Raw genomic sequence first — 13,311 nt, forward strand, 5'->3', positions numbered from 1 at the left:
GCGTTAACAAAAGTTTAGGGATTCCATTTTTCAGTACATCAAAAAATAAAAAGCCTCCAAAAAATTGGAGGCTTTTTAAAAATTATGAATGCGGTATTAATGTTGGTGGTTGTGTTGCATAGCCACTAACTCATCAACCGTTACTAATTTTTCAGTTGGGTTGGTTTGTTTTTCAGCCCAATCAAATAATTTTTCAGTAACTACCCTACGGTATGTTGCATCAACTTGTTTTTCGTCTTTCATCATTCTGTCTAAGTAGCTATCTAACCAGCTTAAATCGCCACCCATGTTCATTTGGCCAAAGTAACGGGTTACTTCTTCTTTCATGCTAGCTCTTAAATCTTCTTCTGTAACTTCTAATTTGTTATCACGAATAATGGTATCGCTAATCAACGTCCATTTCAATTGATTTTCAAAAGTAGGATATTCTTTTTCAGCTTCTTCTTGTGTACGTTGTTTATCGCCACCTGTTTTTAACCAACGGGTTAAAAATGCTTGCGGAAACTCCATTTTAGTTTCATCTAACAAAAAGTGGTACAACTGATCATGCAATTGGTTACGGGTTTGTGCAGCCCAATATTGCTCAATTTCAGTTTGTAAAGCTTCTTTTAAAGCTTCAAGTGTTTTAATTTCTTTACCAGGATAAACTTCGTTGAAAAATGCTTCATCTAAAGTAGCAGGCACCACAACACCAATGGTTTTGATGGTAATTTTAAAGAATTTATTCGCAGCATCTTCTTTAGCTAATCCAATAGTTTGTGCAATAGCGGTTAATGATTCGCCTTCAAATGCTTTATCAAGTGTGTTAATAAAACTATCGCCTACTTTTTTACCTAACAATTGTTGTTGCATGGCTGCACTACAATCTTTTACAGCAATACTGGTTTCTTTTACAATACCAGCTTCTATTTCAACACCATTTTCATCAGCCTCAGCTAATAAAATATTGATGACGTTGTCATTATTTTCAATGGCTTCTTTTTCTTCCATTTTGCCCGCCTTTTGTTGCATACGGGTAATTTCTTCATCTACCATTGCTGGCGTAACTGCTACCTTATTACGGGTGAAACTTGCTTTTGATAAATCGTTTAAGGTAAACGCTGGTTTTAAACCAATTTCAAATGCGAACTCAACATCAGTTGGGTTGTTCATATCCAATGGTTTCATTTCATTATCCATTGGTAAAGGCTGTGCAAAAATTTCTGGTTTTTCTGCATCTAAATAGGTGTACAATTCTTTTTCGATGGTACGTAATACTTCATCAGAAAAAATACCAGCGCCATACATTTTTTTGATCATACCTGCTGGCACCATTCCTTTACGAAAGCCAGGAATATTGGCTGTTTTACTGTACTCTTTCAGCTTTTTTTCAAATGCTGGTAAATAATCTTCTTTGTTAAGCTTTACCATAAGCTTGTCGTGCAATAAACCAATGTTTTCTCTTACTACTGTAGCCATTTTAATTGTGTTTTTACCTCAACTTAAAAATTGAGGGCTTTTTAAAAAAAATCCTTCCGTTTGTGCGGAAGGAAGTTGAATAAGTGCGGATGATAGGGGTCGAACCTACATGCCTTACGGCGCTAGATCCTAAGTCTAGTGCGTCTGCCAATTTCGCCACATCCGCAAATGGGATGCAAAACTAAGGAATTATGCTAAATAAATAGCTTTTTATTAAAATTTATACAATTATACAGGTGAAAGCCATCATACTAAGGTAAAGGCTGGCCTACAGCCACTTTACAATCATGCCCCGGTTGCCCATGTGCTGGGTTTAATTTAGCCGAACTACCATTGTTGCTTATAGGCAATGGTGGTTGTATTTGTGTAGGGGTGGTCATACTTGCAGCTGGGGTTGCTGCTGCTGGTGCAGGTGCACTACTTAATGATGCTCCAACAGGTAAATCGCAACGGTGCCCCGGTTGCCCATGTGCTGGGTTGGTACCTGCTTTTGCAGGAGTGGCAACGGTAGTAGGTGCTTTTATTTGTGTGGGTGTGGTCATAGCAGCGGTAGGCTGTGTAGTGGGTGCTGGTGGTGCACTACTCAATGATGCACCCACAGGTAAATCGCAACGGTGACCGGGTTGCCCATGTGCAGGATTGATACCTGCTTTTGCAGTACCTGTAGTTGGCGCTGCTGTATTGTTAACTGGTGCAGGCATTGCTGTAGTGGTAGTAGGCGCTACAACAGCTGATGGCATATTTGCAGCAGGTACATTTAACACAGGGTTACTGCTGGTATTGTTTGCTGCTGGTACTATTGTAGCAGGTGTAGCTGTATTTTTATAAGAAGCCGCTGTTGGCGCATCGTCATTATTATTGCAACTTGTAGCCACTAAAATGATGCTCACTGCAATACCACTTACTATTTTCATATTAAATAATTTTATACTTATTAGGTTTAAAAATACGATGATATTTTAGTAAAGTAAGCCAAGGCACCAATTCTTTTAAAATGAAGCCATAACTCGGCAAAAGCTAGTAGCTACTTATTGTTTAAACAAATGAGTTTTTAAATAAAACAGAAACTACTTTTACTTACCCATGTTGCCATCATATACACTGCTGAAAGGCTGCCCGATAGTAGTGGAAATACTTTTTGAGGAACGAAAAAGATTGGAACGAATAGCGGAAACAACAGCTGCATATTGCTTTGCTGTACACAGCCCCCAAAATAAAAATTTATAAATGTTTTTTAGTAAATTCGTTATACATGGATGTAACTACTGATACAATTGTAAAGCCGTACACACTCGGCGAAGAAGATGAAAAAAAATTAATACTAAGGGAGTATAGGGCATTGCTACGGGCACTTAAAACTAAATTAAAGCCCGGCGATAAAATGTTGTTGCGTAATGCTTTTGAAATGGCTGCTGAAGCTCATAAAACCATGCGCCGCAAAAGTGGTGAACCTTACATTATACACCCATTAGCTGTTGCCATGATTTGTGTGGAAGAAATTGGCTTGGGTGTACGCAGTACCATTTGTGCCCTACTGCACGATACGGTTGAAGATACAGATGTTACCTTACAAGATATTCAAAGAGAGTTTGGTGTTGAAATAGCCAAAATTGTGGATGGCCTTACGAAAATTGCTACTGTAATGGATAGCAACGCATCGCAACAGGCCGAAAATTTTAAAAAGATTTTACTCACCCTTACTGATGACCCTCGTGTTATATTAATTAAGCTAGCCGATCGTTTGCATAATATGCGTACGATGGATAGCATGAAGAGAGAAAAGCAATTAAAAATTTCATCAGAAACAGTATATGTATACGCCCCATTGGCCCACCGCATGGGTTTATACAATATTAAAACTGAAATGGAAGACCTCTCCATGAAATACATGGAGCCTGATACGTTTAGATTTATTGCACAAAAATTACAAGACACCAAACGTGAACGCACCCGTTACATCAACGATTTTATAAAACCCATTAAAGAGAAACTCGATAAAACAGGTTTTGATTTTGAAATTTACGGTCGCCCCAAAAGCATACACAGCATTTGGAACAAAATAAAAAAGAAAGGGGTGGCTTTTGAAGAAGTGTATGATTTGTTTGCGATCAGAATTATTGTAAACGCCCTACCATCAAAAGAAAAAGAAGAGTGTTGGAAAGTGTATAGCATTATTACAGATGCCTACAACCCTTCACCAGAAAGGCTGAGAGATTGGTTGAGCAACCCCAAAAGTAACGGATACGAGGCTTTGCATACCACCGTTATGGGGCCGCAGGGTAAATGGGTAGAGGTGCAAATTCGTACCAAACGTATGAATGAAATTGCCGAAAAAGGTTTGGCTGCCCATTGGAAATATAAAGAAGGTACTAATGATGAAAGCAGGTTTGACCAATGGTTTGCACAAATACGTGAAAGTTTGGCAAACAATGATAGTGAGTCAATTGATTTTTTGCAAGATTTTAAAACATCTTTTCTTACAGAAGAAATTTATGTGTACACTCCTAAAGGTGATGTAAAAATGTTACCTATTGGCGCAACTGCATTGGATTTTGCTTTTGGCGTACATACTGCTGTTGGTAGCAAATGTATTGGTGCTAAAGTAAACCATAAATTGGTGCCTATTAGTTACAAATTAAAAAGTGGCGACCAAATTGAAATTATTACCAGCGCCAAACAAAAACCCAACCCTGAGTGGCTCAACTTTGTAGTAACCAGTAAGGCAAAAGCTAAAATTAAAGACACACTTAAGGAAGAAAAAAGAGCCATTGCTGATGATGGTAAATACATTTTACAAAAAAAATTAGAAGGCATGGGGGCCGCCATGAGTGTGGCGAATATGGAAGAGCTTTGCCAGTATTACAAAATAAATAGTACCCTCGATTTACATTTTGAAATAGCTACTAAAAAAATAGATCTTAAAGAGTTAAAGGAATTTACACTGCATGGTGATAAGTTGGTGGCACCAAAGCCAATCAAACAAATTGATGATAAACCTGCCTACGACCCTGAGTATAAAGTACCCTCAAAAAAAGATACTGAGCTGATTATTTTCGGCGAAAGCAGCGATAAAATTATGTACACATTGGCCAACTGCTGCAAACCCATACCGGGTGATGATGTGTTTGGTTTTGTAACCACTGGCGAAGGACTAAAAATACACCGTACCAATTGCCCCAACGCAACGAGATTAATGGCAAATTACGGCCATCGTGTAGTAAAAACCAAGTGGGCAAAAAATAAAGAAATATCTTTTTTAACGGGTTTAAAAATTATTGGGTTAGATGATGTGGGGGTTATTCACAAAATCACGAACCTTATAAGTGGCGAAATGAAAGTAAATATTTCTGCCATGACGATTGAGGCCAAGGAAGGTATTTTTGAAGGTAATGTAAAAGTTTTTGTTCATGATAAAGATGAACTTGAAAATTTAGTAACTGCACTTTTATCATTGCAAGGCATTGAAAGGGTTGATAGATATGATATTGATTAACCTTTCATTTTTTTAAATTACCCATTTTAATAAATTATTTACATGAAAAAATTACCCATTGCTGTAACACTTTTTTTAAGTGTTCAATGTGTTGCACAAAAGCAAAGTCTACAAACCAAAGCTGCTACAAGTGCTAAAAACATAGAAGCAAAAACAATTGCATGGCGCAGGGATTTTCATGCCAACCCTGAGTTAGGAAACAATGAAAAAAGAACAGCGGCTATTGTAGCCCAACACCTAAAAAACTTGGGTATTGAAGTAACAACCAACGTTGCCAAAACAGGTGTTGTGGGTATTTTAAAGGGCGCTTTACCAGGACCAGTAATAGCTTTAAGAGCTGATATGGATGCCTTACCCATTACGGAAAGAAACAGCCTACCATTTGCATCAAAAGTAACCGCTACCTACAACGGTAACACGGTTGGTGTAATGCATGCCTGTGGGCATGATGCTCATACCGCTATACTAATGGCTACAGCAGAGGTACTAGCCAGTATGCGTAATGAATTAAAAGGCACCGTAAAATTTATTTTTCAACCAGCTGAAGAAGGTGCACCTGTTGGTGAAGAAGGTGGTGCAAAATTAATGGTTAAAGAAGGGGTAATGAGCAACCCAACGGTTGATGTGGTGTTTGGCTTACATGTAGATGCTCAATTACCAGTAGGGCAAATTGGCTACCGCCCTGCAGGCTTTATGGCCAGTGCTTGTGATGTAAAAATTACCATTAACGGCAAAGGTGCTCATGGTGCATCGCCATGGCAAGGTATTGACCCTATTGTAACGGCTGCACAAATTGTAAATAACTTACAAACTATTGTGAGTCGTAATGTAAATATTACTGAAAATGCTGCCATTGTTACTATTGGTAGCATTAATGGTGGCAACCGTTTCAACATCATACCTGAAAAAGTTGAAATGCAGGGTACTGTACGCACTTTTACTGATGCAGACCAAACCATGATTTACAACCGTATAAAACAAATAGTAAACAATACAGCAGCATCAAATAATGCCACTGCGGAAATATTATTACCATACACCGTACAATACCCTGTAACGTTTAATGATACTGCCCTTACTCGTAAAATGTTACCATCATTACAAAGAGCAGCAGGCGCTAATAATACCATTTTAGTAAATGCAAAAACAGGTTCGGAAGATTTTAGTTTTTACCAACAAAAAGCCCCTGGTTTATTTTTTAATTTAGGTGCATTGCCAGCCAATGTGAAAAAAGAAGATGCTGCAAGCCACCATACACCTGGCTTTTTTATTGATGAAAGTAGCTTTACATTGGGAGTTACAGCATTTACAAACTTAGTGTTAGATTATATGGATGCTGCTTCAAAAAAAACTAAATAATACGTTGCTTTAAAAATATAATGATGAAAGAATTGATTGATAAAATAAAAATGAATGCTCAAATTAATGATGAGCAAGCTGCTAAAGCATTAGACACCATCAAAGATTTTGTAAAAGAAAAATTTCCGATGATGGCAGGTGCAGTTGATAAATTATTTGAGGCAGATGCTACTGCACCGCAACAAGATGAAGATTATTTGTAACTAAGGATTGTAGGTATCGCAGTACTTTAAAATTGCATCAATATCAGCATCCGTTAACTGCGGAAAAGGTAACATGGGCGACTCTTTGTATTCCATGTAAAGCTTCTTTGCATAATCATTTCGGCTTATAACCTCTTGTGAATTTCGTACAAATTCATAAAGCAAAGCTTTGCTAGGCCAACGGTTGGCAACACCCTTTAAAGCAGGACCAACATAAGGTTCAACAGTCTTATGGCAACTAGCACAATTGGCTTTAAACAAGGCTTCGCCATTAGCTATTTCACTTGCAGGCATTTGTGCAGTTACAGTACTATTGTTATTGTTACTATTACAAGCAATAGTTGCAGCGATAACTGCAAAACATAACATCCACTTCATAAAAATTATTTTTAAAAAAGCCTCGTTACAAATTGTAACGAGGCTTTTGTTTATTTTAAAATTTCTCTACCAATCACTAATTTTTGTATTTCGCTAGTACCCTCACCAATGGTACACAACTTACTATCTCTGTAAAATTTTTCTACTGGAAAATCTTTGGTGTAACCATATCCTCCAAATATTTGAATAGCATCTGTACTAATTTCTACAGAAATTTCACTGGCATAATACTTAGCCATAGCTGCCTCTTTGGTCATTGGTAGCCCTTGCATTTTTAAATCGCATGCTTGGTTAATAAGCAACTCAGCGCATTCAATTTTAGTAGCCATATCAGCTAACTTAAATGATATGCCTTGAAAATTTGCAATAGGTTGATCAAACTGTTGGCGCTCTTTTGCATATTGTAATGAGGCTTCGTAAGCACCTTTGGCAATACCCAAACTTAATGCAGCAATAGAGATACGGCCACCATCTAAAATTTTCATTGATTGTTTAAAACCCTCCCCTACTTCGCCTAAACGGTTTGCATCACTAACCACACAATTATCGAAAATCATTTCGGCTGTTTCACTAGCCCTCATTCCTAATTTATTTTCTTTTTTACCGGCTGTAAAACCAGGTGTGCCTCTTTCAACAATAAATGCAGTACTGTTGTTTTTAGCTCTTGGTTCGCCTGTACGGCAAATAACAACTGCAACATCGCCAGATTTACCGTGGGTAATCCAACTTTTAGCACCGTTAATTACCCAATTATCACCATCTTTTACAGCAGTAGTTTTCATGTTGCCAGCATCGCTACCTGTGTTAGGTTCGGTTAAACCCCATGCCCCAATAAACTCAGCAGTGGCTAGTTTGGGTAAGTATTGTTGCTTTTGTGCTTCGTTACCAAAAGCTAAAATATGGCCTGTACATAAAGAGTTATGTGCTGCTAGTGATAAGCCAATGGAGCCGCATACTTTTGCTATCTCTTGTATGGCTACGCTGTATTCATAATAACCTAAGCCGGTTCCTCCATAAGCCTCTGGCACTAAAATACCCATTAAGCCTAACTTGCCTAACTCTTTAAAAATATGTACTGGAAAAGTTTGCGCTTCATCCCACTCCATTAAATGAGGTTTGATGTGCTGTAGTGCAAAATCTTTAGCAGATTGTGCAACTTGGTTGGTTAATTCGTTCGTGGTAAAATTCATTTTGGTTTAATGATATTTGAGAGTGCAATTTAGTGCATTTACCTGTTAGACTAACAACCGTTCATCCACATCTACAAAGTAAGATAGGGGCTTATTTTATTATAAGTAATATCATCAATTATCATAATTTTTTTTAATGCTTCAATGCTTGTAAAATTGCCATGTTCTTTTTTATAAGCCATAATAACATTTGCCAATTGCCAACGAATGTATGGGTGTGCTTTTAATTCATCAAGCGAAGCTGTATTGATGTTTATTTTTTTAATGGTATTAGCGTCAATTTTAATGTAGGGTTTTACTTTTTGAAAAGTAGAATCTGGTAAACCAAATGTTTCGGCTACTTGCTCCACCTTATAAAAACCACCTAACTTATTTCGAAAATTAATAATACGTTTTGCAAAACCGGGGCCAATACCTGGCAATGCTTCTAAACTTGTTGAATCAGTACTATTAATTTCAACTGCTGATATTATTTTTTTAGGATATGGATTGGGGCTGTAATTATTGCTATTATCAAAAAATTTATTGGAGGTTGATTGTGCTGCTATGCGTACATAGGGCAATAAAATGGCTTTATCTGCATCGCTAATACCCCATATTTTATTGATAGCTTCAGGCGTTTTAAACTTTCCGCCTTTTGAGAGGTATTTTTGTATACCAGCAATGGTTTTATCACTTACACCTAATTGTTGCCAACCAGCAACAGACAAAGTATTGGGATCAAAATAAAAGGGTGTAATTTTTTTATGATTGTTATACTGCGGTTTATACTTACCGTTGTAATCATTTGAATTATCATCATCAAAAGCATCATCTTTTATAATAGCATAGTTGAGAGAATCAGCCGCAGCGATGATTTTTTTATCAGCAGTTTTTGTTGTTGGCTTATACAGTAAGGGGTACAACAATATGCTCAAATAAACTGTTGTTACAAATGCTACTAAGTATGTAATTCCTTTTCTTGATTTTTTACAAAAAGAAAAAAAACCTGTTATAAACGGGCTAGCCATAGGGATAAGATTGTAAGACTAATTTATAACGAATTAATAAAATTTCCAATATTAATTCGCTACCAATTGAAGTCCATCGTATGCCAGCTTACAACTAACGGGTAGGGTATTGCTTACTTCGGTATGTAAACCAAGTTGGTGGCTAATATGCGTAAAATAAGTTTGGGGTATTTGCAGCGTTTGCGCTACTTCAATAGCTTCTTGTAAAGTAAAGTGCGATAAATGTTTTTGGTGCCTTAATGCATTTAATACCAATATTTTTGAGCCTGCAATTTTTTGCATTTCATTTGGCTCAATTCGATTCGCATCAGTAATGTAGGTGAATTCGCCCATTCTAAATCCTAATACAGGCATGTGTAAATGCCATACTTTTATGGGTGTAATGGGTATATCGCCTACTATGATAGTTTGTTCATCAATATCATGCAAAGTTATATCAGGTACGCCCGGGTATTTATGTTCGGCAAAAACGTAATAAAACTCATTTTTGAGGGCCTTTTGGGTTAAAGCATTGGCATATACGTTAATAGAAGTATCATTAAAGTAATTAAAAGCCTTAATATCATCTAACCCAGCAACATGGTCTTTGTGTGGGTGCGTAAATAAAACAGCGTCAACACGTTTTACTTTTTCACGTAGCATTTGTGTTCTAAAATCAGGGCCCGTATCTATAACCAAATTAGTAGTACTACTTTGCACCAATATGCTGCTACGTAGCCTTTTATTATATGCATCGGTTGATTGACAAACTTCACAATCACAAGCAATCATAGGTACGCCGCCGCTGGTACCTGTTCCCAAAAAAGTGATAGTGAGTGGTGGACAAATCATTTAAAATATATAACAAATAGCTTTGTGGTTATGCCGCTGGTAAAGCCGTTAATTCAGTAAACAATTTTTGGCTTTCATGCGTTAAAGCATCAATATTGATGTTCAGTTGTGGTAATAAATCAATCATGGTGTTAATACGACCTTCAATTTGTAAAAACTTATTTAACACCACCACTTTTTTTGCTTGCAAAATACAATATCCACTTTGAAAAGAACCTCTTTCATAACGAATAACATAGCCACTTTCTTCAGCAATTCTTTCTATTTTATCAAGTGTATGTTGTGTAAACTTCATAGTGTTATACCCTAGTTATAAATTTTATTAAACTAATACCTGCAACTTGCTTCATTTATATGATTCATTCAAAAAACGTTTTCAACAAAAGTTGATAACTATTTTAGCAAATACAGTTATGTTGCAACAATTCTTTATTTATTAGTCATTCTTACAACCGGCACAATCATTTCTTCTAAACTAATACCACCATGTTGAAAGGTATTTTTATAATAGTTTACAAAGTGATTGTAATTATTGGGATAGCATAAAAAGATATCACCTTTAGCAAATACAAAACTTGAGTTTACATTTGGTACAGGCAAACCAGCCTCTTTAGGATCTCTAAACGCTAACACATCTTTAGCTTCATAATTGAGGTTACGCCCATGTTTGTAACGGAGGTTTGCAGTAGTTTGTTTATCGCCAATTATTTTTGCAGGTGTTTTTACTCGAGTGCTACCATGGTCAGTAGCAACCACCATATTAATTTTTTTGTCGGCTATTTTTTTCAAAGCTTGGTGTAAAGGGCTATGTTCAAACCAGCTTTGTGTAATACTTCTGTAACTTGTTTCATCGCCAGCTAATTCTTTCAACACTTCCATTTCAGTTCGTGCATGGCTCAGCATATCAACAAAATTGTATACAATTACATTTAAATCATTTTGCAATAAATTATGCATACTCTCTACTAACTTTTGCCCATCATGATTATTAGTGATTTTAGTATAAGATATTTTAATATCGCCTTTACCTAATTTTTTTAATTGAGCTCTTAAAAAATCTTCTTCATGTAAATTTTTTCCACCTTCTTCATCATCATTTTTCCATTGCTCCGGAAATTGTTTTTGAATATCTATTGGCAACATCCCGGCAAAAATAGCGTTACGAGCATATTGCGTAGCTGTGGGCAAAATAGCATAAAAGGTTTCTTCTTCATGTATTCTAAAACTTTCTGCAAATGTGGGCTGTATGGCTTTCCATTGATCAAATCGAAGGTTATCAATCAACACAAAAAATAATGGTGTTCCTTTTTCAAGATGAGGTAAAACTTTATACTTAAGTAACGTATGGCTCATAATAGGAGCATCGGTACTTTTAGGGTTTACCCAAGTACTATAATTTTTTGAAATAAATTTAAAAAACTCAATATTGGCTTCTTGCTTTTGTGTAGCAAAAACCTCTTGCATTTCGGGGCTATCGCTTTTCTTCATTTCAAGCTCCCAGTACACCAATTTTTTATACAAATCCATCCACTCGGTGTAGTTAGGGTTATCGTTTAGCGCCATAAACAAACTTCTAAACTCTTGTTGATATGCAGTGGTTGTTTTTTCAGCAACAAGTCTTTTATTATCTATCAGCTTTTTTAGTGAAAGCCATACCTGATTTGGGTTTACAGGTTTTATAAGGTAATCGCTTATTTGGCTACCAATAGCTTCATCCATTATATTTTCAGCTTCATTTTTAGTAATTAATACTACTGGTATGGTGCTGTTTACTTCCTTAATTTGCTGCAGCGTTTGTAAACCAGTAATACCTGGCATACTTTCATCCATCAACACCACATCAACAATATTCTCTTTTACATATTCAACTGCATCAAAACCATTGGTTTTAGTGGCTACTTCGTACCCTTTATTTTGCAAGAACATGATTTGTGAGTTGAGTGAATCAATCTCATCATCTACCCAAAGTATTTTTGCTACATTCATTTGTAAAATTTAGTTTAAAATCTTTATGAAATACCTTTCAAAATTTGTGCCCCTATTAGCAAATATAATTTTTATACCATTTTATGTACTTACTGCAAATAGTTTGTGGTTGTTTTAACAATATTGATTTTAGCAAACCCTCTCCATTATATAGCATATAACAGTTGCTTGCCCGTACCTTTGTACGCATTATTAAAAAATATGGCTTTTCACAAAATAATTAACGACCCCGTTTACGGTTTTATAACCATTGATGATGAATTGGTGTTCAACATCATTGCACACCCTTACTACCAAAGGTTACGTCGTATTCAGCAAATGGCAATGGCGCATTTGGTATATCCGGGGGCTGTTCATACAAGGTTACACCATTCGCTAGGCGCCTACCATTTAATGTGTTTGGCTTTACAAGAGCTTACTAGAAAAGGCATTGACATTACACCTGCTGAACAACAAGCGGCTAAAATTGCCATTTTGTTACATGATGTTGGTCATGGCCCGTACTCCCATGCACTTGAACAAGTGTTGGCTGAAGGTGTGCACCATGAAAAAATTTCGTTGCTTATTATTGAAGCACTTAACCAAAAGTTTGATGGCAAGTTACAGATGGCTTTAGAAATTTTTACAGGCGCTTATCCTAAAAAATATTTACACCAATTAGTGAGCGGTCAATTAGATGTTGACCGAATGGATTACCTCACACGTGATAGTTTTTTTAGTGGTGTGGTGGAAGGTTACGTGGCATACGATAGAATTTTGAAAATGATTACCGTACACAACGGCGAATTAATGGTAGAAGAAAAAGGTATTTATTCTATCGAAAAATTTTTAATTGCCCGTAGGCTCATGTACCGCCAAGTATACCTACATAAAACCGTAGTGAGTGCGGAGCAAATGTTACAACGCATTATCAAAAGAGCCAAATTTGTAGCAGCAGCATGTGCACAACCCCTTAATAGTTTTATAAACGAACCATTACAAAATATTACCCTCGATCAGTTTTGCAGTATTGATGATGCTGATGTTATGATGGCAATTAAAACTTGGTGCAGCCATTCTGATAAAGTACTTGCCTTATTAAGCAATGGTATTATGAATAGAAATTTATTGAAGGTAAAATATAGTGCAACACCAGCAGATGAGGCTTTTGTTAAAAGGACCAAATTAGCGGTAATGCAGCATTACGAACTCAATGAAGCTGATGCAAACTGGTTGGTATTTGAAGGCAATGCAAGCATTAGCACATATGATTTTGATGATAACCCTATCAAAATTTTATACAAAAATGGAGAAGTGAAAGATATAGCACAAGTAGATGATGCTTTAATTAATGAGAGCTTACGTGGCAAAAGCAAAAAATATTACATTTGTTACATAGGTTTATAACCAAACTAACTTTATAG

Annotated in this window: 12 protein-coding genes and 1 tRNA gene; 4 read left to right on the forward strand and 9 right to left on the reverse strand. The window is 36.3% G+C overall.

What is annotated here, in order from left to right; genetic code table 11:
- Positions 1-96: 96 nt before the first annotated feature.
- The 3 genes from tig to ACFOWM_RS06815 all read right to left on the reverse strand — a co-directional run bounded on the left by tig (position 97) and on the right by ACFOWM_RS06815 (position 2,372).
- Positions 97-1,458 carry a trigger factor gene (gene tig, locus ACFOWM_RS06805; RefSeq protein WP_379708135.1) on the reverse strand — a complete coding sequence of 454 codons (1,362 nt, stop codon included), beginning with the start codon at positions 1,456-1,458 and terminating at the stop codon, positions 97-99.
- Between the two features lie 84 nt (positions 1,459-1,542).
- Positions 1,543-1,624, reverse strand: a tRNA-Leu gene (locus ACFOWM_RS06810).
- An 85-nt stretch (positions 1,625-1,709) separates the two neighbouring features.
- The gene (locus tag ACFOWM_RS06815) at positions 1,710-2,372 is read right to left on the reverse strand and encodes a hypothetical protein (protein ID WP_379708137.1); all 663 of its coding nucleotides are present in this window, start codon (positions 2,370-2,372) and stop codon (positions 1,710-1,712) included.
- Between the two features lie 338 nt (positions 2,373-2,710).
- On the opposite strand from ACFOWM_RS06815, the gene ACFOWM_RS06820 reads away from it, so the two are divergent.
- Genes ACFOWM_RS06820 through ACFOWM_RS06830 form a run of 3 tightly spaced genes read left to right on the forward strand, consistent with a single transcriptional unit; the run spans position 2,711 to position 6,513 of the window.
- Positions 2,711-4,951 carry a RelA/SpoT family protein gene (locus ACFOWM_RS06820; RefSeq protein WP_379708139.1) on the forward strand — a complete coding sequence of 747 codons (2,241 nt, stop codon included), beginning with the start codon at positions 2,711-2,713 and terminating at the stop codon, positions 4,949-4,951.
- A gap of 42 nt (positions 4,952-4,993) precedes the next feature.
- Complete coding sequence (locus ACFOWM_RS06825) at positions 4,994-6,310, forward strand: amidohydrolase (protein ID WP_379708141.1); 1,317 nt, start codon at positions 4,994-4,996, stop codon at positions 6,308-6,310.
- Between the two features lie 23 nt (positions 6,311-6,333).
- Positions 6,334-6,513 (forward strand): hypothetical protein, encoded by a 180-nt coding sequence (locus ACFOWM_RS06830; RefSeq protein ID WP_379708143.1) that lies wholly within the window; start codon positions 6,334-6,336, stop codon positions 6,511-6,513.
- Here ACFOWM_RS06830 and ACFOWM_RS06835 read toward each other — a convergent pair whose 3' ends face one another.
- From ACFOWM_RS06835 to porX, 6 genes are all read right to left on the reverse strand, one after another.
- Positions 6,514-6,891, reverse strand: a complete 378-nt coding sequence (locus tag ACFOWM_RS06835; RefSeq protein ID WP_379708145.1) for a c-type cytochrome — start codon at positions 6,889-6,891, stop codon at positions 6,514-6,516.
- A 50-nt stretch (positions 6,892-6,941) separates the two neighbouring features.
- Positions 6,942-8,081: an acyl-CoA dehydrogenase family protein gene (locus tag ACFOWM_RS06840; protein ID WP_379708147.1), complete on the reverse strand. Its 1,140-nt coding sequence runs from the start codon at positions 8,079-8,081 to the stop codon at positions 6,942-6,944.
- A gap of 71 nt (positions 8,082-8,152) precedes the next feature.
- On the reverse strand, positions 8,153-9,091 hold the full coding sequence (locus ACFOWM_RS06845) for a helix-hairpin-helix domain-containing protein (RefSeq protein ID WP_379708149.1): 939 nt from the start codon (positions 9,089-9,091) through the stop codon (positions 8,153-8,155).
- Between the two features lie 51 nt (positions 9,092-9,142).
- Positions 9,143-9,922, reverse strand: a complete 780-nt coding sequence (locus ACFOWM_RS06850; RefSeq protein ID WP_379708151.1) for an MBL fold metallo-hydrolase — start codon at positions 9,920-9,922, stop codon at positions 9,143-9,145.
- A 28-nt stretch (positions 9,923-9,950) separates the two neighbouring features.
- Complete coding sequence (locus ACFOWM_RS06855) at positions 9,951-10,217, reverse strand: hypothetical protein (protein ID WP_379708153.1); 267 nt, start codon at positions 10,215-10,217, stop codon at positions 9,951-9,953.
- 134 nt (positions 10,218-10,351) lie between these two features.
- A complete protein-coding gene (porX, locus tag ACFOWM_RS06860; protein WP_379708154.1) occupies positions 10,352-11,908 on the reverse strand; it encodes a T9SS response regulator signal transducer PorX in 1,557 nt (518 codons plus the stop codon).
- 201 nt (positions 11,909-12,109) lie between these two features.
- On the opposite strand from porX, the gene ACFOWM_RS06865 reads away from it, so the two are divergent.
- On the forward strand, positions 12,110-13,294 hold the full coding sequence (locus ACFOWM_RS06865) for an HD domain-containing protein (protein WP_379708155.1): 1,185 nt from the start codon (positions 12,110-12,112) through the stop codon (positions 13,292-13,294).
- The last annotated feature ends 17 nt before the right edge of the window (positions 13,295-13,311 follow it).

The sequence above is a fragment of the Ferruginibacter yonginensis genome (genome assembly GCF_042651465.1).
Classification (GTDB): domain Bacteria; phylum Bacteroidota; class Bacteroidia; order Chitinophagales; family Chitinophagaceae; genus Ferruginibacter; species Ferruginibacter yonginensis.